The sequence below is a fragment of the Acinetobacter sp. YH01010 genome, from assembly GCF_013420775.1.
GTDB lineage: Bacteria > Pseudomonadota > Gammaproteobacteria > Pseudomonadales > Moraxellaceae > Acinetobacter > Acinetobacter amyesii.
In genome coordinates this window covers 1-2,697 of sequence record NZ_VOYF01000055.1, presented here as the reverse complement: position 1 = coordinate 2,697, position 2,697 = coordinate 1, and the positions used below count along the sequence as shown (strand labels likewise).

Here is a 2,697-nt window from a genome sequence, read left to right as displayed (position 1 = left end):
TACCAGCGCACAGCCCAAAGAATGATTTCGCCCTGAAAATGCCGACCATGGAAAGGATTCATATGCTGCACCTTTAGCTAAAACAGTCTTCAGCTTACCATTCGTGGTTATTTGCAACAGTGCCAACACAAGTGGGTACTTAAATTTATGACTACAAATAATCAGACATCCTTCGCATCTCTTGCGAAAAAACGAAGAACATATAGTGCTGAATTTAAACAACAGATCGTTCAGGCTTGTAAAGCACCGGAGGTTTCAATTGCTTCGGTTGCTTTGCAACATGGATTGAATACAAATCTTGTGTCCAAATGGATTCGCTTAATTGATGCTAAGCTAAGGAGTGATCGCTCACCACTACCGAATAAATCTGCATTTATTGCCTTATCTTGCTCTGCACCATTAGATCCTAATCCTACTGACATGTTAACGGTTCAAATTACCTTACCCCACTCAAAAGCAGAAATTGGCTTGAAATGGCAAGTATCGAAAATATCTGCTTTAGCAGAATTACTCAAGGTACTTGCAACATGATCCGCATTGATGAAATCTGATTGTCTACCCAGCCCATGGACATGCGTGCGGGTATGGATACGGCTATGGCGCAGATTATGAAAGCCTTTGGCTCAATCAAACCGCATTGCGCCTACCTGTTCTGTAATAAACGTGGCCATCGTATGAAAGTGCTGGTACATGATGGACTGGGCATCTGGCTGTGTGCCAGGCGGCTGGAACAGGGAAAATTCCACTGGGCTAAAGTTCACTAGGGTGAAAACGTAGCTCTCAGTCCAGAACAGTTACAGGCACTGATTCAGGGTTTGCCCTGGCAGCGCATTGGACGACAGCAGGTGGTAACAATGCTCTAAACTAGGCTGGTACATTCTGCTATTCTCCAAACGTTCTATTTCATTATTCTCATGACCTCAGGCATACTGCGGTCATGAATACACTGCCTGACTTAAGCCAACTGACCCATGAACAACTGCTGGAATTCACCCGGCAGTTGGCGATGCAGCATCAGTCTCTGGCACAATCAAATCAAGAATTAGAAAAATCAAACCAGCAATTGGATGCCAAAGTTCAGCATCTTTCTATTCTCAATCAAAAATACGAGCATGAACTGGCGCTGTTTAAAAAGCATAAATTCGGTAGTAAAAACGAACATCTCACCGCAAAACAAATCCATCTATGGACGAAGCGGTTGAAGAAGATATTGCTGCGGTTGATCTGGAATTAGAACGATTAAATGCAGATAAAACCGATGCAGTGACACACAAAGCCACAGTCAACAAACCTAAACGTCGACTGCTGCCAACTCACTTACCTACGATTCGAATCGAGCATGAACCTGCATCAACCCAATGTGCTTGTGGATGCCAACTCCGTCGTATCGGCGAAGATATCAGTGAAAAACTGCATTTCAGACCGGCACAGTTCTATAAGGAACAGCATGTAAGTGGCAAATGGGTCTGTGATCAGTGCGACACCCTGACTCAGCAAGCGATGCCCGCCTATGTGATTGATAAAGGCATTGCTTCACCTGAATTGCTCAGCCATGTGCTGGTATCGAAGTATGCCGATCATTTGCCGCTGTACCGTCAGCGCCTGATCTATCAGCGGGCTGGCATTGATCTGTCCAGATCTACTTTATCTGACTGGATTGGTCGCTGCGGTGTGAAACTGGAACCTCTGGCTAATGCCTTAAAATAGGTGGTGTTGCAACAGCGGGTGCTGCATGCAGATGAAACGCCGGTCACCATCATGCGGATGGGTGAGAATGATAAAAAACCGAAGAAAGGTTATGTCTGGGCTTATGCAACAACCCAATATAATCCAATTCAAGCTGTGATCTATGACTTTCAGGGTAGTCGTTCAGGTCAGCGTGCTGAAGCGTTTCTGAAAGACTGGCAGGGCCATCTGGTCTGTGATGATTACAGCGGTTATAAAGCACGCTTTAAATCAGGTCAGGTCATTGAGGTGGGCTGCATGGCGCATGCACGTCGTAAATTCCACGAACTGCATGTGACCGGGAAAAGTCAGGTCGTTGAACAGGCATTAGTGCTGATTCAGAAACTGTATGCGATAGAAGCAGAACTCAGGAGAAAGACCGACGGTACGGCAGAACACCGCCGCGAATACCGACAACAGCATAGTCAACCAGTGATGCAACAACTATATGAATGGCTCAACCAACATCATCTGACAGTGCCATCGAGTTCTCCCACCGCCAAGGCCATCAATTACACTCTGAAGCGTTGGCCAGCTTTAAGCCGCTATTTGGATGATGGCAATCTACCGATTTGCAATAATTGGGTCGAGAATCAGATGCGTCCCTGGGCGTTGGGGCGCAAGAACTGGCTGTTTGCAGGTTCGCTGCGCAGCGGCCAGCGAGCGGCGAATATCATGACTTTAATCCAGTCAGCAAAGCTGAATGGCTTGGATCCGTATGCCTATTTAAGTGATGTGCTGAAAAGGTTACCGACACATAAAGTGACCCAGATTGAAGAGTTACTGCCACACTGCTGGAAACCTAAATCGAATTAAAATTGGTATGGGATTCAGCGGACGCTTACTATCTAATTTTATGATTAGGAGATAGGCAATAATAACTACCATTATCTTCACAAATAGGTAGCCAATCTTCTGGCAGACCTTGCTCCCTAGCATCATTTAATATCTGAGATAGCCCTCGATAGCATT

At 45.7% G+C, this 2,697-nt stretch carries 3 protein-coding genes and 1 pseudogene; 3 read left to right on the top strand and 1 reads right to left on the bottom strand.

The window, feature by feature from the left end:
- Positions 1 to 147 precede the first annotated feature (147 nt).
- From FTT77_RS17100 to FTT77_RS17090, 3 genes and pseudogenes are all read left to right on the top strand, one after another.
- A complete protein-coding gene (locus FTT77_RS17100; RefSeq protein ID WP_171531796.1) occupies positions 148 to 531 on the top strand; it encodes a transposase in 384 nt (127 codons plus the stop codon).
- Positions 532 to 551: 20 nt separating this feature from the next.
- Positions 552 to 764: an IS66 family insertion sequence element accessory protein TnpB gene (gene tnpB / locus FTT77_RS17095; RefSeq protein ID WP_171531795.1), complete on the top strand. Its 213-nt coding sequence runs from the start codon at positions 552 to 554 to the stop codon at positions 762 to 764.
- Positions 765 to 937: 173 nt separating this feature from the next.
- A pseudogene (locus FTT77_RS17090) lies at positions 938 to 2,541 on the top strand (IS66 family transposase).
- Positions 2,542 to 2,569: 28 nt separating this feature from the next.
- Here FTT77_RS17090 and FTT77_RS17650 read toward each other — a convergent pair.
- Positions 2,570 to 2,647: a hypothetical protein gene (locus tag FTT77_RS17650; protein ID WP_373687588.1), complete on the bottom strand. Its 78-nt coding sequence runs from the start codon at positions 2,645 to 2,647 to the stop codon at positions 2,570 to 2,572.
- Positions 2,648 to 2,697: the final 50 nt, after the last annotated feature.

What these genes read in the sequence shown, in the direction of transcription:
- FTT77_RS17100 (WP_171531796.1), top strand. Translation starts at nt 148, where the DNA reads ATGACTACAAATAATCAGACATCCTTCGCATCTCTTGCGAAAAAACGA.